Raw genomic sequence first — 25,376 nt, forward strand, 5'->3', positions numbered from 1 at the left:
AGTTCGAGTTTAAGTTTCAGTTCAATACCGCTAAATTAGCGTTCCCAAAATCGAGCCTCCCTGCCAGGATCGTGGTGTTGAAATACATCACCCAGCAAGGAGGCTGCGATGAAAGAGCTTGGCGTTTTTTGTGGTTCAGAGCAAGCCAAATTTACGAGTCAGACCGTCAGCGAGCGAATCCGATGCCTCAAGAGGATCATCTCAAAACGCAAGGTCAATGCGATCATTGGCAAGGACAATCCTGACCGAAGGAAGTGTTCAAAATGCCCGGCTACCATGATGGTCTGGTTCACCATCGCACTGGGGCTTTTCGGCGATGATTCGTACCGACAAGTCTTTAAGTCACTGCACCGATTCGCCAAGAATGCGACACCGACTCGGAGTGCATTGACGCTGGCAAGAGCCAAGCTTGGAATTCCAGTGCTCGCCGAAGTCTACCGCAGTGTCGTGAAGTGCCTTTGTAATGAAACGACTCGCGGTGCCTTTTACCGTGGCTTACGATTGGTTGCCGTCGACGGGTTCGTTTTGGACTTACCCGACAGCGAAGCGAACTGCCGAGCCTTTGGAAAACCCAAGAACGGTTCTTCACTGGGAGCCTTTCCCCAGCTCCGGATCGTGGCGCTTTGCGAAGTCGGTTCGCACGTCTTCTTCGAATTCCTTGCCAAGCCGATTCGCTGTGGGGAAGTCACACTGGCCAAGCACGTTTATCGCAGCCTTCCTGCGGGTTCTTTGCTGACCTTTGACATCGGTTTTTTCGCCACAGAACTCGTAAAAATCGTCCTAGAACGGAAATCGCACTTCCTCGGTCGAGCGAAAGTCTCACGCATTCTCAAGCCGATCGAGACGCTGCGTGATGGATCTTACTTGGCAAAGATTTACGACACCGACTACGAACGAATTCACGATCGAAACGGAACCACCATTCGCGTCATCGAGTACACCTTGGATGACCCGCAACGTGTCGGACACAATGAAGTTCATCGCTTGGTCACCTCCATGCTTGATCCATTGGAACATCCCGCGACGGTGTTGATCGAACTGTATCACGAGCGTTGGGAAGAGGAGATCGCGATTGACGAGATCAAGACTCATGCACGCACTGCCGCGACGCTTCGCAGCCAGAGTCCAGCGGGTGTGATCCAAGAAGTCTACGGTCTGCTGACGGCACACTTCGTCGTTCGCAAAACGATGTTCGACGCGGCTTCGCAGGCGACAGTCGCGCCGCGTCGAATCTCATTCACTGGTGCATTGAAAATTCTCCGCGTTCGCCTCCCCGAGGCTCCTCGCAGCGATCGAGGGATCAAACAGTGGCACGATAACTTGATCGCCGAAATCAGCGAAGAAGTCTTGCCCGAACGTCGCAATCGAATCAATCCGCGAGTAATCAAAAAAACGCAAAGCAAGTGGCCCAAAGCACGGCCTGAACACCGAAAACTGCCGAAGCTCGAGAAGAAATTTCCAGACGCCGTCAAGGTGCTAATTTAGCGGTATTGAGTTTCAGTTTTCAAACCCGTTTCCCTGAGCTCAACTCGAACTCGAACTTGAACTTAAACTCGAACTTTTCCCCGGCGTTAAACGATGCCATCGCAGCGCAGCGATCCATCCCCGTCCTAGGCAATGGCCGGTCGATGGGCCCGACAAGGCGGGCGCGAACGTGGGGAAGGGGAGGGAGAGTTTAAGTTCGAGTTCGAGTTTGAGTTTAAGTTTTCAAACCCGTTTCCCTGAGCTCAACTTGAACTCGAACTCGAACTTGAACTCGAACTTTTCCCCGGTGCTAAACGATGGAGAAACCTCGACGCCACCTACCTTAACATCGACATCCGGCAGGCCAGCAATTCAAGTTTGCCAGCCCACCATTTGTCGAAGATCAATCCCACCACCACTGACCAGCGGCCAGATCGGCGGGACCGGCGGACTGTTTCACTTGCGTGTTTTCGCCCTTGGTGTCGATGGTGACGTGGTCTTTCTTCAGTGCGATGCGAGGCTGCATTTGGACGCCGCCACCGAGCGGGGTCATCAGTGTGTTGCCCTTCCAGATCGCGTTGACCGCGGTTTCCACTTGCTCGGGTGCTTGGTAGGTCTGAACGGTCACTTTCGATTCGTCCATCAACACGCTGGCGTCCCACTGGGCCTGTCCATAGAAATCTTGTTCTTGGATGTAGGCCGCTGCGATGGCCACATCGATCAATTGACGCAGTTCGCCATAGACTCGAACGCGTGACGCGATCAGGTTGAACTGTTCAGTGAAATCTCGGCAAAACGCTTGGCTGGCAGCATTGACGCGGCCACCCTTGACTCGTTTTCCACCGGCGGCGACCCGTTCGTTGGCTCCCACCAACTGGACACCACGTTCTTTGATCTTCATTGCCAAACCGTCTTCGCTAACGGCGACACCGTCGTAGTTCGGTTGGAAGTACCAACGTTCCATGGCGTTGGCTGCGACGCTGGATGGGCTGGCACGATCGACATAGCTTTGCAGTCGAACCGGCAGTCTTTCGAGTCCGATACCGACCAACTTCATTCGATAATCGGCTTCGACCAACACGCGGGCAAAGTGGGTGTCGGTGGGGATACCTTTGAAGGAAACCGTTTGCAGGCCCAGGTTGTTCTTCAGTCCCATTGCCAACCGGCGTGCATCGCTCGGTTGAACGCGGCCTCGAACCGAGGACAGAAAGTTCTGCATCGATTGCAGGCCTTCGGGGGTCGGATCGATCGAAACGCTGATCACCGAAGTCGCTTGGCTGCCAGGTGCGTAGGCGCGAAGTGCCGTCACCATGTCTTCTAGCAACACCACCGGGCGACCCGATTGCATCCCGATCAAACGGTCGGTCGGGTCGGCGAAGAATCCTTCGGCTGGCCCGGCGATCACGATGTCTTGAGTTTCGGGGTAATAGAAGACGTATTGAACGGACGTCAGCCCGGCCAAGGCCTTCATTTCGTCTTGGATGCTTTCGCCAGCAGCGATTCGATCGGCGATCGCAGCTTCCAAACGGTTCAGCGAAATCTTTCGCAGCGGGCTGGGATTCATCACGTTGGCGTCGCCAGCACCGACTTGGGCGCGGGCTGCGGCCAGACGCTGCACAGCGACTCGCGGATCAAACTGCTTGACCCGCAACACGCCGGTCGCATCGACGTCGATACCAGCGATCGGCTGACCGATCAGAAGCGTGTCTTGATTGGCGCTGCCATCCTGGGCATGCAGCGATTGCGAAGACGCCAGAGAGAGACCAGCGAGGGCCACGATGGCAAAGATGCGTTGGTACATGTTCATTGATGGGGGACGCCGAAGAAGTCAAACCGGGAAACGAACCGGGAAAAGGGGATTCCACACAGGCAGACCTGCCAGGTTTCCTCTCTGACGATAATCGCAAAATAGGCGTCCAGCAACAAAACAAGCGGTCCGTTTGGGTAAACAGGGCTACTTTCGAGCGGAATTTCGGGTCGTGCGGGATTTCTAGGTCCGGAGGCCTATCCAGCCCGGATCACTTGCCAGCCTGTCCCGATCCAATCCCACCGCAGCGTGCATCGGGGCAAAGATCCGTCCGATCTGCGTTTTTCGGCAAATTCCGCTGACGGGAACCTTGGAAGCCCAATTCGGGCCCCTGCACCAGCCACGACGGCGACGATGACCGGGGCTGGCGGGCCGAAAAGCGACGCTAGCCTGGGCCAAACCAGTCGCATGCTGGTCCAACCGGCGACCAGACCCTAAAATCCGCGGCTTGCACGACCACACGATTCCTAAACTTTTTCCCACGGAATAAATAATGAGCGGCGACTGTGACTTTGGTCTGATTGGATTGGCAGTGATGGGCGAGAACCTGGCCCTGAACGTCGAAAGCCGTGGGTACAAGGTCGCCGTTTACAATCGGACGACCTCCAAGGTAGATGCGTTGATGGAAGGCCGTGCGAAGGGCAAAAACTTCGTCGGAACTCACACCATCGAAGAGTTCGTCAAGTCAGTCAAACGACCTCGCAAGCTGATGATGCTGGTCAAAGCCGGCCCCGCGGTGGACGCGCTGATCGAACAATTGCTGCCTTTCTGCGAACCCGGTGACATCATCATCGACGGCGGAAACGAATTCTACGAAAACACCGAACGACGCACCAAGCAAGTCGAAGCGGCCGGCCTGCTGTACGTCGGCTGTGGCGTATCGGGTGGCGAAGAAGGTGCCTTGAAGGGCCCCAGCCTGATGCCAGGCGGTAGCGCCGACGCGTGGCCCCACATCAAAGAAATGTTCCAGTCGATCGCTGCCAAGGTTGGCCCCAACGACGACATCCCATGCTGCGAATGGCTGGGCAGTGGCGGTGCGGGCAACTACGTCAAAATGGTCCACAACGGCATCGAATACGGCGACATGCAGCTGATCTGCGAAGCCTACCAACTGCTGCACGAACTCGGCGGGCTGACCAACGACGAACTGTACGACGTCTTCGACGACTGGAACCGTGGCGAACTGCAAAGCTATCTGATCGAGATCACTCGCGACATTTTCAGCGTCAAAGACGACCAGGGTGGCAGCGATCACTTGGTCGACAAGATCCTGGACGTCGCGGGTGCCAAGGGAACCGGCAAATGGATGAGCCAACTGGCGCTGGACCTCGGTGTGCCTAGCACCCTGGTCACGACCGCCGTGTTCGCTCGCGGTCTGTCGGCTCAAAAAGAAGCGCGCGTGCGAGCCAGCAAGACACTCAACGGCCCCTCGCCATCGTCGAACCCCGAACTGCAAGCGATCGCAAAATCGCTGATTGGGGATCGAGCCGAATTCGTCGAAGCAGTCCGACAAGCACTGTACGCATCGAAAATCGTTTCGTACGCCCAAGGCTTTGTGCAACTGCAAGCCGCGTCGGCCGAACACGGTTGGGGCCTCGATTACGGGGCCGCTGCACTGCTATGGCGTGGCGGATGCATCATTCGCGCCCAATTCCTAGACCGTATCAAAGAAGCGTTTGACGCCGATGCGAACCTGGAAAACCTGCTGCTGACCGAGTACTTCGAGAACGCGGTCGAGAACGCTCAGGAAAAATGGCGCAAGGTTGTCGCCGTGGCGTCGGTGATGGGCATTCCCGTCCCCGCGTTCAGCACCGCCCTGTGCTACTACGACGGATACCGCATGGACCGCTTGCCCGCCAACTTGCTGCAAGCCCAACGTGACTACTTCGGTGCTCACACCTACCAGCGGACCGACAAAGAAGGCACCTTCCACACCGAATGGATCGATCTTCGCAAAGAACCCAAAGCCTAGTCGCAGCTGATGCCACCGCGCCTAGCGGTAGGCGATCTCAGCGCATCGATCAACTTCGAAAAGGGACGCAAGCCATCCGGCTGCGTCCCTTTTTTCGTGCCTATCGAAAAGTGAATGGTGCATCCACTTTAGGATGGATCAGGGATTGGAAACGGGATCGGGAGGGTGGGATCGACCGTTTGTTTTCCGGAGCGGGGTGGGAGGAGAAGAAGAAGTTCGAGTTCGAGTTTAAGTTCGAGTTTAAGTTTTAGACCTGGAAGACGTGCAGGAAACTTGAACTTGAACTTGCACTTGAACTTGCACTCCAAGCCCAGCAGTGTCAGTTCGACAGCACGGTCAGAAATTGCATGAAAGCGTGATCGTTGTCGGCCACGCGATGCTGCAGCGCGGTTGCCAGAATCCCTCGAACGGCTTCTCGATACGCTCGCGGCGAAACGTCATCGCGGTTCTCGATTTGCGCCAGCCGCTGCATCAGCTGCTGACTTCGATCCTGGCTTGGCGTGCTGGCGGCCAAACAGGCTCGCAGCGACACAACCAGTTCCGAGTCGCGGAGACCGCTTTCTCGGTGAGCGGCCAAGATGTCGACGACCAGCAGGCCCGACACATCCACCTGGTTCGAAGCCGACGACTGAGCCGCGCTGGCGCCCGTCGAATCAACGGCCCGCGGACGCCGGGACCTGCGCCGATCGGCTGCTTTGAGACTTCGTTTCAGGTCGTTGTTCTTGGCCATCTCAGATACTCACACCGGGGCGTCCTGCCTGAGAAAAGGACCCCAGGTAGGGCGATCACGATACCACGAACCAGGCCAGTAAGCAAACTTCGGCACCATTGCGCCAGTTCACAAAAACAACCTGAGTACAAAACGATCCCCACATGACCGCGTCCAATCCGATCGCCCCCCCGAAGCACAAACCGCAAACCAAGTAGGCGGGATCAAGGAGCGGAGCGACGCAGATCCGGCAATCACGCTCTCCCCACACATCTCTCCCCTTCCCTCTTGCTAGCTCCACCCCCAAACTCGCCCGAACGTCCGAACGGGCACGAAAAAAGCCCGCCATCGGATAGGGCACCGCTGCCGGGCTTCGAAGTGATCGATCGTCTTTGACGGGGTTCGGCCGAGGCCTACTTTCGCTTCAACATCGACGTCAGTTCTTCGTCCAACTCGGCCGCACGGACGTTGTGGCGGACGACTTTGCCGTCGGCGTCGATCAACATCATCGTGGGCAGGGTTTGGACACCGAGTGTTTTGGCCAGCCGGCTGGATTCCAGCCCACCAGGTTCGAACATTTGCACCCAAGGCAGGGGATTTTCACGCAGGTAGGCGGCCGCCGATTCGCCGGTGGCATCGACGTTGACGCCGACCAATTGCAGCCCAGCCCGCTGGTACGCCGCTTGCAATCGACGCAGCAATTTCATGTCCTGTTTGCAAGGTTCGCACCAAGTTGCCCAGTAGTGGACGACGACGGGCTTGCCACGCAGGCTCGCCAGGCTGAACGATTTTCCGTCGATCGTGCCGCCTTCCAATTCGATGCGACGTCCGACCGAATCCAAACGCCTAGCCGCTCCGGCTGCCTTTTCGCCGGCATCGGTGCCGGGGAACGCCGCAGCGACCTTTTTGTAATAGTCCAGCGCTTCGGCTTCCTTGTCCTCGAATTCCTTGCTGAGCGCCAGCTGCAGGTAGGCCTGAGCGGTCTCGGGGGTGCGAGGGTAGCGATCCACGAAACCGGTCAGGGCTTCTAAGTACCACTTTTGGACTTCGGCGAAATCGGCTTCGGGCGTTTGACGCAGCACGTATTCGGTACTGATCGCCTGATAGTCGGCATAGGCCGCCAACTGTTCGTCTTTGCTTCCGAAGCGTGGCGAGACTTTCCGCAACCGTTCCATCCCGTCGGGATAGGCACCGCTTTGGATGGCCAAGCTAAGCGTATCGACCAGCTGACGAACCCAAGAATCACGTACCGCGTCGCCTTCGGCATTGCTGATCAGATCTTCGATCACGTCCGCACGTTGACCATGCAGCTTCGCGATATCCGATTTATTGGTTGCCTCGGCCAGCTTGCCATCGACGGATTCCAATGCCGTCACCAAGCGCTGAGTCGCTTCGCCGATCCCGCCGGCTGCGGCACCGTTGGCGATACCTGATCCGCCTGGGGTGAAGAAGTTGCCGGTCGTTTGAGCGATCGCCTCGCCGTCACCACCCACCGAAGGCAGTTCGACCAATCGCCAAGCGTCGTCCGATCGGATCAAGGTACCGACCAACAACTGGCCGCCCTTGTCGGATTCTTCGAACATCGCAACGGCGTTTTCGTAAACCATCACGTCGGATGTCGAACCGTCGGTTCCCTCGGGCACGATCCCGGGAGGCGAAGCGGCGAACTGGACCCAACGGGCCTTGGATCCGACCGAGGACTGACGTTTCGCCAGCCCTTGGAAATCGCGAGCCGCACGATCCGCCTTGGCAGAGAGCAGTTCTGTTTTTTCTTTTCCGAGCCCTAGCGATTTCAGTTCGTCGGCGGTGATCAACAAACGCGCAAACCGAGCCGCGTCAGCGTCCCGCAGTGCAGCGACAAGTTCAGCCGAGACCTCTTCGGCCGAAATTTGTTTCCAACGGTCGATGCGGCCGTCTTCGTCATCATCCATCCCCCAGCGGGTGCCGCCGGTTCCCAACCAACGATACTGGTCCGCTTTGCCGTTGAAATCCTCGTCGACATCTCGATAGACCTCGACGCCGAATTTGTAATAGCTCCACAAGTCGATCTTCTTGTCGCCGTTGGTATCCGCAAATCGCCGCAGCATCATTCCGTCGGGCGAAACCACTTCCCACCCGAACCAACCCTTGCGGTCGATATCGTTCACGCTGCACTTGGCCGCGACATCGGGCGTGACCGTTTCAAAGTCGACACCGTCCTGAACAGGCTTCAGGGCCAATGCCGACACGGGGCTGGGCGAAGCAGCAACCGCAGACCCTGCCACGGACACCACCGATCCAGCCACGGCTCCGGCCACAATTAGTCGTAGACGTCGATTTCCAGCGATCATCCTGGTCCCACCTACGCGGGCTAGGAAACGTCGCAACAACAAATGATCCGTCATCCGGTTGAATCTCATCAGCAGAAAGGAAGGTTAGCTGCGAGACCCCCACCATTGATGGCGCCGGTCTCGCGGGGGCCACAATCACCATTGTGCCGAACCTAGCCGACAAAGAAAATGTCGATTCTGGACCAACAGCAACGATTCGGAACCAGTTTCTTCGACCTCCGAGCCGTTTATTTGCAGCGAAAATACCGGTAAAGACAGGCATTCTGGCCAGAAACCGGCAAGAAGATGCGAATTCGACTGCCAACTTCCCTTTACAGCGAAACCAGTTTCCGTAAACTTTGCCGCTCTGATCCAGCCACCTTCACGACTTGCTCGTAAACGGCGGCAGAGAACAGTACGGGCGTATAGCTCAGTTGGTTAGAGCGCGTCGCTGATAACGACGAGGTCCCAGATTCGAGTTCTGGTACGCCCATTTGATTGCCAGGCTGCAAACAGCAGCCCGGCGATGCCGAAAGGCACCAAGCCCGCACATCGCGGGCTTTTTTTTTGCACCTACGCCATTCCGGATCGGTTCACCGGCGCCTCGGCCGGGAATCGACAACGAGCCTTTCCCACGTCACCGCGGGTCTGGCTATCGCGGGTCTGGCTATCGAGGGCCAGTCATCTGGGGTCTGCCCATCGCGGATTTGGCGAGGCAATCTTCCTTCTTGAAACGCAGCCAGGCAGTCGCCCACCCGGCACGCCGCCACTCGCAGCCCAGCGAATCCGTTGCAACCGCGGATCAACCTGGGTAGCATCCGGCTTGCTGGTGGAAGAGATTTCCCAATCGTCCCCGGCAAACGTTAGCCCCGGCACCAGATAGGCCAGCCCGACGATGACCGAAATGCCACGGTTGACCGTGCTAGCAAATCGTCTTGCGACGAAACGCGGATCTTGCCCAAAGCCGACCAGTGGCATGCGTGGCCGACCGCCATTTCGACTGCCCTATTCCTTATCGGGCAAGCCTCGGCATTCCTTACTCGGCAAGCCTTGGCCAACCCAGACAACCTTTCCTCTGGCATACAATTCCCCGATACCTGTGCGCCGACTCCGCCACGCCCCCCGCCAATCGCCTCACCTGCAAAAAACCCCATGCTGCACCGATCACACACAACCATCCTGGCCAGCCTGCTGGCACTGACCATCGTTCCGCTTGTTGGCTGCGGCGGCAACGATACGAATCAAACCGGTGCCAGTTCGAACGAAATCCAGGACTACATCTCGGCCAACCCTGACAAGGCCGAATTGGCAGAGGACGGCCCCGTCAGCGAAACGGACGAGTTTGCCGCCGGCAACCAGTAACCGGCAGTCGAGCGCGGCGTCTGGATGGGAATCCGGCTGCTGCCAAACCGGCGGACCTTGTCGGATGGGGTCCCGCAGCGTCTAGAATTCACAGGCGAATCGGCAACCCACCGAAGGTTGCCCACGCCCTGCGCCTCAGTATCATTTTGATTTTGATTTTCATCTACCAGGCAAATCCATGAACATTTCCGTCCGCCGCAGCGGCTTCACGCTGGTCGAATTGCTTGTCGTGATCGCAATCATCGGCGTGTTGGTTGGGTTGCTGCTGCCAGCGGTCCAAGCCGCACGAGAGGCGGCGAGGCGAATGAGCTGCAGCAACAACTTCAAACAGATGGGACTGGGTTTCCACAACTACCACTCGGCATTCAACCAGCTGCCCAAAAGCCGCGGTGGCACATCCAGGCTTTACGGATCGACCTTGCAAGCACACCTGCCTCGATCGCCGGGCGGCCAATTTGGCGGCAACAACCGCAACAACCTCAGTGCGTTGGTCCCATTGCTGCCGTTCATCGAACAGCAGGGCCTGTGGGAACAGATCAGCAATCCCTTTGCGGTCACCGACCCAGCGACTCCGGAGCTTTACTACAGCGCGATGGGTCCTAACCCCGAAATGGGTCTGACCGGACACTCCAACGCACGCTACGACCCGTGGATGACGGATGTTGCGACCTATCGCTGTCCAAGCGATCCAGGAGCCGGGCTGCCGGCACAAGGGCGAACCAATTATGGCGTCGGCGTCGGCGATGCTCTGGGACAACAGAACACCGGCGGCGTCAAAGAAACTGGCGAGCCCGATGCGACCGAGTACCCACGTGCATCGAAGGCATGCCGTGGAATGTTCCGATCGCGTGTCCGAATGGCATTTCGTGATGTTCTAGACGGCCTTGCCAACACCGTCATGGCGGGCGAGATGAACACCGACCTGGGCGATCATGACGTCACAACCCAAGCCATCGATGATGCATCTTTCTCGGCCACGATCATCAACAACCCGTCGCTGTGCAGCACATCGATCCACATCGACCCGCAGCGTCCGTCGTACTGGGTGAACACATCCACGGCCTTTGCCGGAGGAGCCCAGATTCAACGCGGACTCAAATGGGCCTGTGGTTTCCCCGTTTTTTCAACGATCACCACGATCACGCCACCGAATTCGCCAATCTGCAGCACAGGCCCCAGCACCTGGCAACCAGGAATCTATGGCCCCAGCAGCCGCCACCAGGGCGGCGTGCACGTGTTGATGGGCGACGGGGCGGTGAAGTTCATCACCGATTCCATTGATACCGGAAACCAGACCGCTGGCAACATTTGGTGGAACGGAACCGGACTTCGCGCTGCCGGACAACCTAGCCCCTACGGGCTATGGGGCGCCCTGGGAACGCGAGCCACACGCGAAGTCATCGACCAAGAACTGTAAGCCCCCCACTCCCAAACACCCCGTCGTGAACTTCGCCAGCAGCCTCTCCCCAGCTATCCTCCCCACAAAAAGACGAGCCGGGCGGGGGATTCAAGCCGCACGGACCCGCGGGACGGGGCGCAATGCCCCCCGCAATGCCGCGCAAATGGGCCTCGATGCGGAATGCTAGGCTAGACCGCTATTATTCATAGCGAATCACGATCCCTCGCACCCGCTGCCGTGCCCCTGATGCCAGCGGCCCTTGCCAGCTCAGCATCCTGTCACAGGACCGATGCCGTTGTGCCTGCGATGCTTGCCCAGCCTTCTACCCTTGCAACGAGAGCAACGCGGTGACGAAATCGACGGCACAGACCGACCTGACAGTTGACGGGGTGGATCACAGCGTGATGGACGAAACCATGCTGGCAGAGCCAGCCAAGCCGCCATCCGACATCGATCCCGCCGGGAAAGCAAAACCCAGCAAAGCAGGGTCGTGGCGAATGGGCCTGGTGCTGGGCAGCGGACCTTCGATGAGCGAAGAATCGCATCGACGGCTGCAGGAACGACTGCGACTGGCATCGCTGCTGATGGGATCCGGGTTCGCCACGTACTTCATTTTGAAATTGCTGGGCATTTTCCATTCAACGGCCGAGCCTCGCCCGATCGTATTTTGGACTCACCTTGCCGTCACCATCGCTGAACTGGCCATCGGTTGGCGATTGTGCGTGAACTGCAAAATGGCGCTGCGGGGAATCCGGATCGTCGAGGCGATCGTTTTTGGTGGCCCCGCGATCTTCTTTGTGATGATCAACTTCCAAAACCTGAAAGATTCGCTCGCAGCGGGCTACATGGCGGACATCTCGCCGCCCTGGCTGCTGTTGCTGTTCACCTACGCACTTTTCATCCCCAACACTTGGCAACGAGCCGCTGCGGTGATTGTCCCGCTGGCGATGATTCCGCTGGGCATTACCGTGGGGGCCCGGCTGACATCCGGAACCTTTGCACAGGTGATGTCGGACGATCCCGATCTCCGATTCATGCTGATCCGGCTCTTTCTGACCATGATCTGGGCCGCCACGATCGCCATTTGGGGCGTGCGATCCATCCGATCACTGCGGCGTGAGGCCTTCGAGGCTCGCAAGATGGGCCAGTACCAGCTGAAGAAACTGCTGGGCAAGGGCGGCATGGGCGAAGTGTATTTGGCCGAGCACCGCATGCTGAAACGCCCCTGCGCCATCAAACTGATCCGCCCCGAGATGGCTCAATCGGCTCAAAACCTGGCCCGATTCGAACGCGAGGTGCAAGCCACCGCCAGATTAACTCACTGAAACACCGTCGAAATCTACGACTACGGCAACAGCGAAGACGGCACCTTCTACTACGTGATGGAATACCTTCCAGGGATGAACCTGGACGAAATCGTGAAGGGGAATCACCCATTGCCGGCCCAACGCGTGATCCACCTGCTAACCCAAGTATGCGACGCGCTGGCCGAGGCGCATTGCCAGGGGTTCATCCACCGCGACCTGAAACCTGCCAATATTTTTGCCGCCCGCCGCGGTGGGATGCACGATGTCGCCAAACTGCTGGACTTTGGCCTGGTCCGCCAAACCGCACCAGCATCGGGAACGTCCCAACCCGACAGCGACTCGGCGGACGACGGGCTGACCCGCGACGGGTCGATCACCGGGTCACCGCTGTACCTGTCGCCGGAACAGGCGATGGGCGAGCCCCCGGATCGGCGTAGCGACATCTATTCGCTTGGTGCGGTGGCCTATTACCTAACCACTGGGCAGCCGCCGTTCGTGGACTCCAACGCGATGCGGGTGATCATGTCCCATGCCCGAGACATCCCGACCAATCCGATGGTCCTGACCCCCGATCTGTCGCCGCAATTGGCCCAGGTCATCATGACCTGCTTGGAAAAGAAGCCCGAGAACCGTTTCGACAACGTGCATTTGCTCAAACACGCACTGCAGGATTGCGTGATCGATCGCCACTGGACCAATGACGACTCCGCGGCTTGGTGGAAAGACCATGGCTGCCCGCACAAAAAGAAGCTGGATGCCGAAATCCTACAACTCGCTGCAGTGTGAATGGGAACATCAAAATCGTCGAACGGTCCGAGTGGATCCTGATCGCGCCGAGCGATCACCCGTCGGGCTCTCGCGACAGCGAATCACCATTCCCCTGACGTCACCCCGGGAAACGGAACCTGGGCAGGAAGCGTTCCGAATGCAGGCAAAACACGGGCTGAATCTGGCGATCCGCCTTCGATTGCGATCACCCACTGTGTGGACGGCGAAGACGCATGTTCGCCGGGGCCCCACCAACCCACCCTGCCCGCCAGACCAAATGTCCGCCCCGCCCAGGGATGCTCTGGGGCGTAAAACCATCACCATCCGCACGATCTGAGCGTAAAAACTGGCCCCTGCGCATGAAAGTGACGAAAGGCATGTAAACAGGGCTTGCCTGGCAAATGCCTTCCCGTATACTTCCGCCCGTCCTACTAAGGATGGGCGTTCGCGGAACTGATTCAGGCCCGCAAACGTCGCTGGAAAGAGACACCGGATTCGCTGACGAAACCCAGGCAAACACTCCTGTCGCCCGTCACGAACTTCCTGTAATCTTTCTTCCCCGGGGGTATAGCTCAGTTGGGAGAGCATCTGCTTTGCAAGCAGAGGGTCGTCGGTTCAAGTCCGTCTACCTCCACTTTGGAAGTTTCGAAACCGGTTCATCCGATCGAAGCGACCATGGGAAACGTTGACCGATTCATTCGCTTGTGCAACAAACGAACCGAATCATCGACCTTCCCGAAACATTTTTCAAAAAACCGTCCTTTGGCCCTTGCGTCCAACGCCCGGATTTGCGAAAAACCCCGACCGCGACGAAAACAAACGTCGCCGAGAAGACCTCAAGAAAACATTTTAGATTTCTTGGCTCACCTCGGTTGACACGGCTCACCGGCCACTGTAATCTTCGCCCCTCACTGAGAAAACGACCGGCTGACTTCTTCACCTCGAAGAAGCTGGCCGGCTGTTTTCAACGACAGCGACTTCGCTCTTAAGGCCACAAGCCGGCGGCGAAAACTGATATTTGACAATTTGGTTGTTTGGTAGTTGGCATCTAAATAAGAAGCAACTGCGAAGCTTTGGACGACGGACTTCGGTCCGGAATTCGAAGCCTAGTAATATAGTTCTTTAAGAAGCGCGGCTAATGAAAGATCTTCGGATCGGAAGTTAGCCAATAGAATTCTAACATGATTCTGTGCGAGCTTGATGTCGTTCCACTGGCGAAGTCTTCACGGGCTAGTCTTTAAGGGCAGCATCAAGCACATGTGATATCGTTAATTATAGATAACTAACGAGATTACGGGTTTAGCCAACATTGAAGTAGTTCCGGTTTCGACCGGGGCTGTGTCAATGAAAGCTGAGTTCGGGATTTCGATGGCCAATCTATTAAGGGCACATGGGGGATGTCTTGGCGTTGAAAGAATGAAGGGCGTGGAAGTCTGCGAAAATCTTGGGGGAGCTGACAAACAAGTAATGATCCCGAGGTACCCGACTGCTGCACACTGAATACATAGGTGTGTTAGTAACAACCTGGTGAACTGAAACATCTAAGTAACCAGAGGAAGAGAAAGAAAAATCGATTCCGTCAGTAGCGGCGAGCGAAATCGGAATAGCCCAAACCGAGAGGGTTTCCCTCCCGGGGTTGTAGGACTCCAATATCGGATTGTGTGTTGTTAGTGGAATCTCTTGGAAAGGAGAACCACAGAGGGTGACAGTCCCGTACACGAAAATAAACACACACTGTAGGAGCACCTGAGTAGGTCCAGTCACGTGAAACCTGGACTGAATCGACGGGGACCATCCCGTAAGGCTAAATACTCTTCAACGACCGATAGCGAACCAGTAGCGTGAGTGAACGGTGAGAAGAACCCCTGCTAGGGGAGGAATGTGAACCTGAAACCATGTGCCTACAAGCGGTCGGAGCCCTATGGTCTAGCTTGCTAGAAAATGGGTGACGGCGTGCCTTTTGCATAATGATCCGGCGAGTTGTGGTAAACGGCTTGGTTAAGTCCTTCCGGGACGAAGCCCAAGGGAAACCGAGTCTGAATAGGGCGTATGTCGTTTGCTGCAGACGCGAAACCTGTGTGATCTACCCATGAGCAGGTTGAAGCGCGGGTTAAACTGCGTGGAGGACCGAACCCACTTAGGTTGAAAACTGAGGGGATGACTTGTGGGGAGGACTGAAAGTGTAATCAAACCAGGAGATAGCTCGTTCTCTCCGAAATATCTTGAGGGATAGCGTCGAGTTAATTAGTTACCGGGGGTAGAGAGACTGAATCGGATGGGGGCCCTTCCCAGGGTACCCCACCGAACCAAACTCCGAATACCGGTAGCCGTACCTCGGCAGTCAGTCCCTGGGGGATAAGCTCCAGGGTCGAGAGGGAAACAACCCAGATCGCCTGCTAAGGTCCCGAAGGACCACTTAGTCACTAAGGAAGTTGAAGTGCTGTGACAGCTGGGATGTTGGCTTAGAAGCAGCCACCATTTAAAAAGTGCGTAACAGCTTACCAGTCGAGCATTTCTGCGCCGATAATGAACGGGAGTAAGTGGTACACCGAAGCAGCGGATTCTAGATTTATCTAGAGTGGTAGGAGAGCGCCGATGATCAGATACGAGCCGTACGGTAACGAGCGGTGTCGGGGTCATCGGGTGATTATGCCGGAATGAGTAACGATAAAACAGGTGAGAATCCTGTTCGCCGAAAGCCTAAGGTTTCCTGGGGAAGGCAATTCCGCCCAGGGTTAGCCGGTACCTTACCCGAGGCCGAAAGGCGTAGGGGATGGATAGTGGGTCAATATTCCTACGCCAGGTACACATTCGATGCTGGGACGGCGTCCGGAAAGTGAGCGGTACGACTAGAAATGTCCGTAGCGACCACTGAGGTGTTGGGGGTTAAAAGACCCGACATAAGCCAAGGTATAGCTCGAGAGCACTTAAGTTCTCGAAGTCATTGGAAGGACGTCCAAGAAAAGCAGCTAAGTTATGTGTGTACTTGACCGTACTAAAACTGACACAGGTAGGCGAGATGAGAATTCTAAGGCGCTCGGGAGAACGGTGGTTAAGGAACTCTGCAAAATGGCCCCGTAAGTTCGCGATAAGGGGCGCCCTTGGCGGTTCACGCTGCTGAGGGCCACAGAAAATCGGCTCTAACGACTGTTTATCAAAAACACAGGTCTCTGCTAACACGCAAGTGGATGTATAGAGACTGACGCCTGCCCGGTGCTGGTAGGTTAAGGAAGAAGGTTAGCCTCACGGCGAAGCTTGCGACCGAAGCCCCAGTAAACGGCGGCCCTAACTATGAGGGTCCTAAGGTAGCGAAGTTCCTTGTCGGGTAAGTTCCGACCTGCATGAAAGGCGTAACGATTTGAGCACTGTCTCAACCACCGACCCGGTGAAATTGTAGTTGTGGTGAAGATGCCACATACCCGCGGTTAGACGGAAAGACCCCGTGAACCTTTACTGTAGGCTGATATTGGGTTGAGATATGTTCTGTGTAGGATAGCTGGGAGACTTTGAGATCGGCACGCTAGTGTCGAAGGAGTCGCTGTTGAAATACCAGCCTGGTCATATTTTAATTCTAACTTTGATCCCCTGAATCGGGGCAAAGGACAGTGTCAGTCGGGCAGTTTGACTGGGGCGGTCTCCTCCCAAAGAGTAACGGAGGAGTGCAATGGTACACTCAGCCTGGTCGGTAATCAGGCGTAGAGAGTAAAGTTAGAAGTGTGCTTGACTGCGAGACCCATAAGTCGAGCAGGGACGAAAGTCGGTCTTAGTGATCCGGTAATCCCGAATGGAAGGGTTATCGCTCATCAGATAAAAGGTACTCCGGGGATAACAGGCTTATCGCATCCGAGCGTCCACAGCGGCGATGCGGTTTGGCACCTCGATGTCGGCTCATCACATCCTGGGGGTGTAGAAGCTCCCAAGGGTTTGGCTGTTCGCCAATGAAAGTGGTACGTGAGCTGGGTTCAGACCGTCGTGAGACAGGTCGGTCCCTATCTGCCGTGGGCGTTCAAAACTTGAGGAGATTCAACTTTAGTACGAGAGGATTTAGTTGGACGTAGCTCTGGTGTACCAGTTGTCGCGCTAGCGGCACGGCTGGATAGCTAACTACGGATAGGATAAACGCTGAAAGCATCTAAGCGTGAAGCCCGCTCCGAGATTAGGTTTTGTAAGTCATTGCGACGAAAGTCCCCAAGAAGACGACTTGGTTGATAGGCTGGACGTGTAAGCTCGGTAACGAGTTAAGCTAACCAGTACTAACGGACGAAGGTTTGGCCATCGATATCCCGCACTCAGACTGTTGGAATTCGTGGCTTGAGCCGAGAAGTGAATCAGAGATGATTCAGCAAATGAAGAAGTATAGGTTCAAGCCTGCTTCGAAAAACAACTGTAACCGCATCTTATTTAGCGACGAGTTTGCCTAGGCAAATGAGTCACAACTACCAAACAACACGTCACGATCACGGTGAAATACCCGTGGTCGTGGCTTTCCGGCGACCATATCTTAAAGGTTATACCTGTTCCCATCCCGAACACAGAAGTCAAGCTTTAAGAGCCGATGATAGTGCATACCAGTGCGAAAGTAGGTATTGCCGGATTTTAAAAAACCTTCTTGGAACGCAAGTTCCAAGAAGGTTTTTTTATGCGCGCATCAGGACGAAAGGTCGGTCGCCTGCCAAGCAACCCCGTAGCGAGACTCGCCAAGAGTTTCGAAACCGACGCCCACAGGCCGAAAGTCTTGGCGACTTGCGCTACCGAAGCGCGAAGCCCGTAGCGAAACTCGCCAAGAGTTTCGAAACCGACGCCCACAGGCCGAAAGTCTTGGCGACTTGCGCTACCGAAGCGCGAAGCCCGTAGCGAGACTCGCCAAGAGTTTCGGCAGCGACGCCCACCGGCCGAAAGTCTTGGCGACTTGCGCTACCGAAGGGCGAAACCCGTAGCGAGACTCGCCAAGAGTTTCGGTAGCGACATCCACCGGCCGAAAGTCTTGGCGACTTGCGCTACCGAAAGGCTAAACCCGTAGCGAGACTCGCCAAGAGTTTCGGCAGCGACACCCACCGGCCGAAAGTCTTGGCGACTTGCGCTACCGAAGCGCGAAACCCGTAGCGAGACTCGCCAAGAGTTTCGGTAGCCGGCGCCCACCGGCCGAAAGTCTTGGCGACTTGCGCTACCGAAGCGCGATGCCCGTAGCGAGACTCGCCAAGAGTTTCGGTAGCGACACCCACCGGCCGAAAGTCTTGGCGACTTGCGCTACCGAAGCGAAACCCGTAGCGAGACTCGCCAAGAGTTTCGGCAGCGACGCCCACCGGCCGAAAGTCTTGGCGACTTGCGCTACGCAATGACGCCTCGCACCGATCCCGGAGCCAATTTTTCAATTGCGGCGACGCTGAACTTCGCTGTCCTCATCGCTCGGTTTCGGCGGTCTGCTATGATTGGCGTTCGGCGGTTCCCGAATCCGATTCGTCTCTTCTTTTGGAAGGTTGCCTATCTTGGCTGCTCCGTCCCGGCCCAAAATTTGGGCGATGCTTGGCGTCTTAGGTTTGGTGGTCGCGGCGCTGATTTATTTGAGTGGCGGATCAGACGATCAGTCGCAGTTGGTGGATTCACTGCGTCGAAAGAAGGCGGCATCGTTTACACCCGTGACCGATCGCGACGCGACTCCGGATATCGTGCAACTGACGCGAGACGTTGTCGCTCAGAAACGGGTCATTCCCGGTGCTTGGGTCGTCCAAAAGAACGATATTGCTCGCCCGCGTCTGGTTCTTCCCTTTCATTCACTCGATGGACATCCATCGCCAGCTCCTACAAGGGAGGCCGCAGATACGGCGGTTGCGGTCGCGACGGAGTTTCTTGGCGCCGATGCGTGCGTGGATTGCCATCAAGAGCGTCACCAGGGATTTGTGCACACCGCGCACCACCTGACCAGCAGCATGGTTCGCGATGGCGGAATACAGGGGCCGCTGAAATCGCCCGGGAATCAAATGACAACGGTCGACCCAGATCTTTCTTTTACCATGCAAGAAAAGGACGGTGTGGCCGTTCAAACCGTGGCGCTTGCCGATTGGAAGGTGGATGTTCCAATGGATATCATCACGGGATCAGGCAAAGTTGCGCAGACGTTTTTGTATTGGGACCAGGACCGACTATTTGAATCCTATGTCTCGTATTTCAGCGGTCCGCAGCAGTGGTTAGCCAGTCCGGGCTTTGTTGATTTGGATGCCAATTTTGTGCGACCGATCCTGCCGGAGTGCTTGGAATGCCACGTCACGTACATCCAGCAGACTGAACCACCCAATCGATACCTGACTTCGTCGGCGGTATGGGGCATTTCGTGCGAACGATGCCACGGACCGGGCAAATCGCACGTTGATTTTCACACGTCGAATCCCCAGGCAAAGGAACCTCGCCATATCTCTAACCCGAGCGATCTATCCAGAGAGCGACAGTTGGATATCTGTGGCCAGTGCCATTCGGGGGCGTTCGATTCGAAGAAACCTGCGTTCAGTTACCGCCCCGGCGAAGACCTGAGCGAATTCCATCAGACATTGAAGCCAGATTTCGACGATAGCGGAATCCACACCAGCAACCAATCGTCACGACTGCGGATGAGTGAGTGTTTCCAGAAGTCCGAAATGACGTGTACCGCGTGCCATGATCCCCATGTCCAGCAACGCGGCGATACAGATTTTTTTCGACAAGCGTGTTTGCAATGCCACGAATCGGAACACTGCGGGATGCGTTCCGAGCTTGCGTCTGAAGTTGCTGACCGTTGCGTCGAATGCCATATGCCAACCGCACAGATCGACGACTTGGCGGGAATGAAACTGCAGGGTCTGACATTGTCGATGGCGGACCACTTCATTCGGGTGGACCGGCAGGTCGCCGAGGAAGTCAACGCGTCGGTGATTGATTCCACCAAATGACACCGTCGGGTTCGTTGTTACCATTTTCGCGTAACAGATTGCTGATCGCGAAATCGACGGCTCCATCGTTGTCAAAATCAGCAACTTCGATCGACGCATGCTGGTGGATACTTTGCTGAAGCGATGTCTTCTTGAAGACGCCGGGTTCGGTTTGGATCAACATCAAAATGGACGCCATGTGCAGTTCCCCGACGTGATCGCCGACCGGACCAGCTATCAATGATCCGGCGACCACGTCCATATCGCCGTCGCCGTCAAAGTCAGCGGCTTTTGCTGTAAGAACGCCAGGCATTTCGCACAGTTGGTGATGTTCGTAGGGATAGGATCCGTCGTTTTCCAGCCAGCCGACGGCGTGGTACGGCTTGATCCCTCGGTCGAACGAGTCACCGTTGGTAAACAGAACATCCAGGTCGTCGTCCAGGTCCATGTCCACCAATTGAAGCCCGGATGAACCGTAGGCGGGGTCCGGAGCCTGGAAGATGACTTTTCGCTGGAACCCTCCTTCCCCATCGTTCAAGAATGCTTCGACGGTTTCGTGGCCCTGGCTGATCAAAGCGACGAAATCCATGTGCCCATCGCCATTGAGATCAGCGGCAGGAACATGAATCGTCCCATGGCGATCATCGACGACGTGAGGCAAGAAGTCATTGGCGGAAATGTTGGCGGGATCGATCGCATCGCCGGCCGCCGAGAGATTGTTTTCTAACATCACAATGCGGCCGCTGTTTCGCCAGCCAAATTCGGCGACCATCAAATCGATGTCTCCATCGCCATCAAAGTCCGCCGGTTGTACATCCGCAACTCGTCCCAATCCGTCCACCAGCACGATCTGTTGGAATTCTTCGCTATCGGGATCGCGACGCAACCAAACCACGCGTCCTAGATTGCTGTCGTTGGCATCGAACTCTCCGATATCAGCAACCACTAGGTCTTGATGACCGTCGTCGTCCAAATCGCATGCTTCGACATGCACCGGCTGAAACAGGGTGGCGAGTTGCTTGGTGATTCCGCCATCCTTTTGCGGCCAGTGAGCCACAACCGCACCGGTACCGATATCGCAATAAACCAACGCAGGCGAATCGGAGATCCCGATATCAAGCCAGCGGATATTGGCGATTCCCGGCGGCCGAGGCCGGCTTTCCCCCGGGGCGGTCAGACCGAAGCCTTGTTGATCGAACGGGATGTCGCACGGCGGATCTTTTTCGAACCATGGCGACCAATCGAATTTGCGAGGTGCCTGGGCTTTGAAAAATGTGATCACGTCATCGCGGTCGGGTACCTTCAGATCGGATCGCCCCGACAAGGTGTAAAGCATGAAGCCCTGGTCAACTTCGGCAACCCAATCGGATCGGATCGAACTGCTAGGCATCGGCATGACATGGCAATCGGCACAAAAGGACTCGATTTCACCTCGCACCTGCTCGACCCATTCCCGTTGATGAATGTTCGCAATCACGGGCGTATCCCTGGTGGCTGCCGAAGTCACGGGATCGGCAGCGGACGGCTGCCCGTCGGCAACAGTTTCGGACGCTCGATCGCGGCATCCAACACTGGCGGTAACGACCAGCAAGCATGATGCGAAGATTGAAAGTGTTCTAGATTTTGGCATTGGTACAATACGATTGTGAAATCGATGCATGACTTTCGGAAAGTGACTGAGTGACGAGGCCTCGCCTCGAAGCCGGGCAACACCATCCCCCCCCTGCGACGGACGGGTCTGACCGGTGGCGGCAGAATAAGGTCAGTACACTTCTTCACTGCTGCACCACTATTCTATTGCCAAGTCGATGCGCTGTCGCAATCGCGAGCATCCCCCCTAAGAACCTACGAGAACTAGACCGTGCTGGATCGCCAAACTGTTCGTCGATCATTTTCCGGGGCATCGTCTTGGGAATCGTTGGTTCGGCCGCGGCAATTCCAAGGCGGGCAGTCCGCCGGATCTCTATCCCGGTCACGGATTCGCCAACACCTGGCTGCTGTGATCGTCGGAATTGCGATGATTCCCGGCTGCACCCAGCAGCCCCAGCCCGATGTGCGGACACTTCCCGAACGCCCGCTTCGCAAACTGCAATCCGCAGCGAGTCGCCAACTGTGGCCTCAAGCTTGGCAATATGCAGACGCGGTTCTGGAAACGCACGGCGACGATGCGGACGCCATCGCAGCCGTGGCGATGGTGGCTCAGCAACTGGAAAAACCCGACCAGGTCGCGGAGCTACTCGCGAAGGCCTGCCGTGTCGAATCGTATCAAAACGACGATCGGGTGCGGCAAACGATGATCGCGATGGTCGCTGCCGGCAGGCTGTACTCTGCAATCGAACTGCTAGAAGACGCAACCCAGCCTCATCCGTCTCGGCACGTGACGCGGCGATGGTTGTACGATTTGTACATCAACGCCGGAAACACGTCGGCAGCCAAACCCCATGGCCAAACGCTGATCCGCCAACGTCAATTTGATCAGAAGCTGCTGCTGTCGATCAATTCGGACACTAGCGAAACCAGGGACGCTGGTTCCACCACCGAAATGGCCCGCCGGAATCCGGACGACAATCGTCCGCTCCTTCGTCGCGCGAAGATGCTGTTGGATTCAGGGGCAAACCAAGACGCCAGCGACCTGTTGCGACAAATCGTCGATCAGAACCCAGACTTTGCTCCCGCAGATGCCTTGCTAGGCCAGACGCTGGCGATCGCTGCGGACCGTGATGCATTCCTGCAGTGGGAAACCAAACCACACAACGACGCGACACGATCCGAAGCCGGGTACTGGATCGCCAAAGGCGATGCAGCGGTATCGGCCGGATCCCTCGGTGACGGGCTGCGTTATTTCTGGCAAGCGACTCAGCGGAATCCCGACCTTCCCGATCCGTGGTCAAAGATCCGGAACCTGATGCCCAAAATGGAAATCAGTGATCCGGAATTTTCCACCGCAATCACAGAACGTATCGAGCGTCTTCGACGAGTCCAGCAAACGATGGATCGCTTCGACCGGATGGGTGGCATTTCACGCCAGTTGGCCAGCGAAATCGCTACCGACCTGGCCGGGCTGGGACGACTTTGGGAAGCCGAAGCCTGGGCTTCGATGGCCACGACTCTGCCGCAAGACAAAAGCGTCGATGTTGAAAAGGTTCGAACGCAGATCATTGATCGGTTGAACGATCAGACTCCGTGGCAGATCACCGATGGGCATCGAGAACTGCAACCCGAATTGCCGCCTGCCGTGCAAGCAAAAATCTAGACCACCGCCGCCATGCGAAAGTCCGCCAAGGTGATTCCTCATCGAAGGTCGAACCCTCATGACGGTCTGTTGATTGAATGAGCCGTTTGGGCGATAGCCCCGGTTCTTGGGGGGACGTAACCGAGGCTATCGCCTAACGGATCATGAAATCAGCGACAGCGTTGACACCAGGAACCGCCCGAAACTTGGGAAGGCGTGGTTCACTGCGCCGGCGTTGGGAGCGCAAAAAAAACCGCCTCCCGGAAGTCCGGGAGGCGGCGAATGGAAATCGGTAGAACTCTAGGGCTTAGAATTCTTCGCTGATCACTTCTTTGCTAGCGCGAGTACCGAGAGCTCCCCACAATCCATAGGGGCTCTTCGCACCTGGATCGGGGAATGGAGCATTCGCGGTTCCAGCATCGATCGAATCGGTGATGAACTTGACAGCTCCGTCACCCATCAGCACGTGAACACCACCTTGGTGGCGACTGCTTGGAGGAGCGATCGCACCGTTTTCAGGCCAGCTATCGGCACAGATGCCTTTGTTGGGGCCCAAGATCGTGTTGACCGTTGCAAAGATCGGTCGAGCGTTGGCCCAACGTGATCCACGCGATGTTCCGCCACCTAGACCGCGAGGCTCGTCACCAGGCGATTGACCAGTTCCGGGACTGTCAGGATCGATCCAATACTGAGGACGCAATGGGTCCAAGAATTGTTCCTCACAGTGGTTCGGGTTGGTTTGGTAGGTACCACTGGTGGTCACTGCCAACGAAGTCCGTTTGTCGCCATCGCCTAGGTCCGAAGCGATTTCAGCCATTGCGATGGTATTGGACAATCCGTCCAAGATATCGCGGAAAGCCGACTTGTCGCGAGGAATGAAGAAACCACGGTTACGTGCTTTGTTCAAACCCATTGCCCAGCTGTTGGGCGTCAAGTTGCCGTTTTTGCCACCGTTCCAACGATTCATGTTGTCGCCAACACAAGGGGCGTAGTTGGTACGTCCCATCGCAGGAGCACCCTGGCCTGGGTCGCTTGGGCAACGCAGGAAAGGAAGGTCGGTCATCCAAGGCGAGTAGTAGTTCCGGTCAGATCCGCCTGGTGTTGGCGTTGGTCCCATGGGTGGGAACGTGATGTCCGGAGTGCCGTCACCATTGGTGTCAGCAGGGAACGGATTCGAAATCTGTTCCCAGGTTGCTTGAGCTTCGACGAACGGGGTCAAACCAACCAACATCGTCAGCAATTCGTGATTGCCGAAGTTGTTGTTGTTCCACCAATCATTCGCACCACCGGGACCCGCATTCAGCGGAGCAACGGGAGTCGTGCCGCCGTAATTGGTAGGCAACTGACTGAAAGCCGAGTGATAGTTGTGAACAGCCAATCCCAATTGCTTGAAATTGTTGCTACAGCTCATTCGACGAGCAGCTTCTCGTGCAGCTTGGACGGCTGGCAATAGCAGCCCCACCAAGACGCCGATGATGGCGATCACCACGAGGAGCTCGACCAGCGTAAAGCCGGCTCGAGGTTTCAAACGATTCAACATAAGGACTTCTCCAAAACGAAACAACGAAAAAGAAAACGCAAAAGAGTTCGAAAACAAGGGCGACATCTCTGCCGCCCTTTCGCTTGGCAAGCAATGAATCCTCGGTCGCGGATACAACCGGAAACCGATTCAAAGCGAGCCACTTGTGTATCTATGCAAGATTCGCAAATAGCAGACGGAAAACTAGTTCCCCATCTGTGCTGCCATTTCCTTGTCATATTCTGCTTGCTCAGCAGCGGTCAGCTCGACCGATTCTTCGGCGGCTTCCGGTGCAACCACTTCTGGTCCGCTGCCACCGCAACCGGTCAGCGAGAAGGAGAAACAGGCGGCCAAGAATGCAAGTGAAAGCAATTGTTTCATCAGGGGTAAATCCTTTCCTGGTCGTCGGCGCGCACATTTCCTACGCGACGGACGATTTAAAATTGAGATGCGCGGTAGCAACCGCGGTGTAAGAAAAACGCTCATCCGTTATCTTACCGTGAAGGCGCGTATCCACCGCCTTAAAAGGTGTCGCGGAGGTAAAAAATGTTAAAAAAGGTGCCTTCAACGCCATTTTCTTGGCGGATACCCCACCCCGATGGGTTGTTCCCAGGCTATTCTGGTGCTGA

14 protein-coding genes, 2 tRNA genes and 2 rRNA genes are annotated in these 25,376 nt (G+C 56.4%); 12 read left to right on the plus strand and 6 right to left on the minus strand.

All coding sequences use genetic code 11. The features are described 5' to 3' along the window. Positions 1-108: 108 nt before the first annotated feature. A complete protein-coding gene (locus K227x_RS23220) occupies positions 109-1,485 on the plus strand; it encodes an IS4 family transposase (RefSeq protein WP_145173496.1) in 1,377 nt (458 codons plus the stop codon). Between the two features lie 382 nt (positions 1,486-1,867). Here K227x_RS23220 and K227x_RS23225 read toward each other — a convergent pair whose 3' ends face one another. After that, positions 1,868-3,265, minus strand: a complete 1,398-nt coding sequence (locus K227x_RS23225; RefSeq protein ID WP_246146113.1) for a DUF1598 domain-containing protein — start codon at positions 3,263-3,265, stop codon at positions 1,868-1,870. 499 nt (positions 3,266-3,764) lie between these two features. Here K227x_RS23225 and gnd point away from each other — a divergent pair, with 499 nt between their 5' ends. Then, positions 3,765-5,243, plus strand: coding sequence for a decarboxylating NADP(+)-dependent phosphogluconate dehydrogenase (gene gnd, locus K227x_RS23230; protein ID WP_145173501.1), 1,479 nt, complete (start codon positions 3,765-3,767; stop codon positions 5,241-5,243). A gap of 319 nt (positions 5,244-5,562) precedes the next feature. Here the strand turns inward: gnd and K227x_RS23235 are convergent, their stop codons facing one another. Both K227x_RS23235 and K227x_RS23240 read right to left on the minus strand, forming a co-directional pair. Beyond that, positions 5,563-5,973 (minus strand): hypothetical protein, encoded by a 411-nt coding sequence (locus tag K227x_RS23235; RefSeq protein ID WP_145173504.1) that lies wholly within the window; start codon positions 5,971-5,973, stop codon positions 5,563-5,565. A gap of 392 nt (positions 5,974-6,365) precedes the next feature. Continuing rightward, positions 6,366-8,351 (minus strand): redoxin domain-containing protein, encoded by a 1,986-nt coding sequence (locus tag K227x_RS23240; protein WP_246146115.1) that lies wholly within the window; start codon positions 8,349-8,351, stop codon positions 6,366-6,368. Positions 8,352-8,680: 329 nt separating this feature from the next. On the opposite strand from K227x_RS23240, the gene K227x_RS23245 reads away from it, so the two are divergent. The 9 genes from K227x_RS23245 to K227x_RS23285 all read left to right on the plus strand — a co-directional run bounded on the left by K227x_RS23245 (position 8,681) and on the right by K227x_RS23285 (position 20,017). Beyond that, positions 8,681-8,754 (plus strand) — tRNA-Ile (locus K227x_RS23245). A gap of 659 nt (positions 8,755-9,413) precedes the next feature. Next, the gene (locus K227x_RS23250; RefSeq protein ID WP_145173510.1) at positions 9,414-9,623 is read left to right on the plus strand and encodes a hypothetical protein; all 210 of its coding nucleotides are present in this window, start codon (positions 9,414-9,416) and stop codon (positions 9,621-9,623) included. Positions 9,624-9,801: 178 nt separating this feature from the next. After that, positions 9,802-11,040 (plus strand): DUF1559 domain-containing protein, encoded by a 1,239-nt coding sequence (locus tag K227x_RS23255; protein ID WP_145173514.1) that lies wholly within the window; start codon positions 9,802-9,804, stop codon positions 11,038-11,040. Between the two features lie 329 nt (positions 11,041-11,369). After that, a complete protein-coding gene (locus K227x_RS23260) occupies positions 11,370-12,347 on the plus strand; it encodes a protein kinase family protein (protein WP_145173517.1) in 978 nt (325 codons plus the stop codon). A 12-nt stretch (positions 12,348-12,359) separates the two neighbouring features. Further along, on the plus strand, positions 12,360-13,115 hold the full coding sequence (locus K227x_RS23265) for a serine/threonine protein kinase (protein ID WP_261343466.1): 756 nt from the start codon (positions 12,360-12,362) through the stop codon (positions 13,113-13,115). 543 nt (positions 13,116-13,658) lie between these two features. Further along, positions 13,659-13,731: transfer RNA gene (locus K227x_RS23270), tRNA-Ala, on the plus strand. Positions 13,732-14,467: 736 nt separating this feature from the next. Further along, positions 14,468-17,373 (plus strand): 23S ribosomal RNA (locus K227x_RS23275). Between the two features lie 210 nt (positions 17,374-17,583). Beyond that, positions 17,584-17,692, plus strand: a 5S ribosomal RNA gene (gene rrf, locus K227x_RS23280). A gap of 891 nt (positions 17,693-18,583) precedes the next feature. After that, complete coding sequence (locus K227x_RS23285; protein ID WP_246146118.1) at positions 18,584-20,017, plus strand: multiheme c-type cytochrome; 1,434 nt, start codon at positions 18,584-18,586, stop codon at positions 20,015-20,017. Here K227x_RS23285 and K227x_RS23290 read toward each other — a convergent pair. Further along, positions 19,986-21,626: an FG-GAP repeat domain-containing protein gene (locus K227x_RS23290; protein ID WP_145173523.1), complete on the minus strand. Its 1,641-nt coding sequence runs from the start codon at positions 21,624-21,626 to the stop codon at positions 19,986-19,988. The genes K227x_RS23285 and K227x_RS23290 overlap by 32 nt on opposite strands. Positions 21,627-21,857: 231 nt before the next feature. Here K227x_RS23290 and K227x_RS23295 point away from each other — a divergent pair, with 231 nt between their 5' ends. Then, positions 21,858-23,249 carry a tetratricopeptide repeat protein gene (locus K227x_RS23295; protein WP_246146120.1) on the plus strand — a complete coding sequence of 464 codons (1,392 nt, stop codon included), beginning with the start codon at positions 21,858-21,860 and terminating at the stop codon, positions 23,247-23,249. A 286-nt stretch (positions 23,250-23,535) separates the two neighbouring features. Here the strand turns inward: K227x_RS23295 and K227x_RS23300 are convergent, their stop codons facing one another. Both K227x_RS23300 and K227x_RS30805 read right to left on the minus strand, forming a co-directional pair. Next, on the minus strand, positions 23,536-24,768 hold the full coding sequence (locus K227x_RS23300; RefSeq protein WP_145173526.1) for a DUF1559 domain-containing protein: 1,233 nt from the start codon (positions 24,766-24,768) through the stop codon (positions 23,536-23,538). Between the two features lie 183 nt (positions 24,769-24,951). Then, positions 24,952-25,128, minus strand: a complete 177-nt coding sequence (locus K227x_RS30805) for a hypothetical protein (RefSeq protein WP_218933479.1) — start codon at positions 25,126-25,128, stop codon at positions 24,952-24,954. Positions 25,129-25,376 lie beyond the last annotated feature (248 nt).

Origin of the sequence: Rubripirellula lacrimiformis, from assembly GCF_007741535.1 — a bacterium.
In the GTDB taxonomy this organism is placed as follows: domain Bacteria; phylum Planctomycetota; class Planctomycetia; order Pirellulales; family Pirellulaceae; genus Rubripirellula; species Rubripirellula lacrimiformis.